The sequence below is a fragment of the Streptosporangium sp. NPDC049248 genome, from assembly GCF_040678965.1.
GTDB classification, from domain to species: domain Bacteria; phylum Actinomycetota; class Actinomycetes; order Streptosporangiales; family Streptosporangiaceae; genus Streptosporangium; species Streptosporangium fukuiense.
Genome location: NZ_JBFAQY010000091.1, coordinates 1 through 1,176, shown reverse-complemented (window position 1 = coordinate 1,176; position 1,176 = coordinate 1). Strand labels below are relative to the sequence as shown.

Here is a 1,176-nt window from a genome sequence, read left to right as displayed (position 1 = left end):
CTGACGAAGAAAGTTGGGCGTCACGGGTTGCTCGGGGGTGCTTGTCCGCACTGTTTGCCCAGGTGACAGCCTGGAGGTATGAGGTACTCAGACAGAAGCGGGGGATTGTCTGGCACGGAGCGGGAGCGTCGTGAAGCACTGCGGCTTCGGGCAGCGGACATGTTCTCCGGAGGAATCAAACCGCCGCGGGTGGCCCAGCTGCTGGGCGTGACGCGTAAGTCCGCCTGTGAGTGGCACCGGGCCTGGCTGAAGGGCGACAAGGCCGCGCTGGCCTCCAAGGGGGCCGCCGGGACCGGCTGCAAGCTCACCGAGGCGCAGCTGACCCGGCTGGAGGCATTCTTGGACGAGGGCGCGATCGCGCACGAATGGGACGATCAGCGCTGGACGAGCGCACGCATCGCCGCCCTGATCGCTGAGAGGTTCCACGTCCGCTACACGCCGCGTGGGGTGGCCTACCTGATGGAGCGGCTGGGATGGTCGTTCCAGGTGCCGGCGCACCGGGCGGCCCGGCGCGACGACGAGGAGCTCGCCGGCTGGAAACGGCGGGTGCTGCCCGCTTTAAAAGCACCTGGGCGGCCTGGGGCTCCTGGCTCGTCTTCGCCGACGAGTCCGGACAGAACCTGAGACCACCCAAGGGCAGGACCTGGGCCCGCAAGGGGCACACCCCGGTGCTGCACGTGGCCTACCGCGGCCATGGGCGGGTCTCGATCGCCGCACTGATCTGCGCCAAACCGGGGATGCGGACGCGGCTGATCTACCGCACCCGCACCTACCACCACCGCAAAAACGAGCCGAAAGGCTTCACGGTGGCCGACTTCCAAGCGCTACTACAGGCCGCGCACGCCCAGCTGGGCGGCCCGATCTCGCTGGTGTGGGACAGTCTGCCCGAGCACGTCAGCGCCCAGATGCGCGCGTGGATCGCCGCCCGCCAGGACTGGTTGCTGGTCTATCGGTTCCCGGCGTACGCGCCTGAGCTGAATCCGGCCGAGGGCGTGTGGTCTAACTTGCGTACCAAGCTGTTCAACTTCACCGTCCACAACATCGACGAGCTCGCCGGTCTGATCAAGAACCGGCTCAAACCCCTGCAGTACCGGCCCGACCTGCTGAACGGTTTCATCGCCGAAACCGGGCTCACGATCTCTGATCTGGCATAACCCCCGGCTTTCATGCTCGGTA

General features: G+C 66.9%; 2 protein-coding genes. Both read left to right on the top strand.

The annotated features are described in order from the left end of the window. The first annotated feature begins 78 nt into the window (after positions 1-78). Positions 79-624, top strand: coding sequence for a winged helix-turn-helix domain-containing protein (locus AB0K21_RS44685; RefSeq protein WP_364159319.1), 546 nt, complete (start codon positions 79-81; stop codon positions 622-624). Beyond that, positions 534-1,154 (top strand): transposase, encoded by a 621-nt coding sequence (locus AB0K21_RS44680; RefSeq protein WP_364159322.1) that lies wholly within the window; start codon positions 534-536, stop codon positions 1,152-1,154. The genes AB0K21_RS44685 and AB0K21_RS44680 overlap by 91 nt, the downstream gene beginning before the upstream one ends. Positions 1,155-1,176 lie beyond the last annotated feature (22 nt).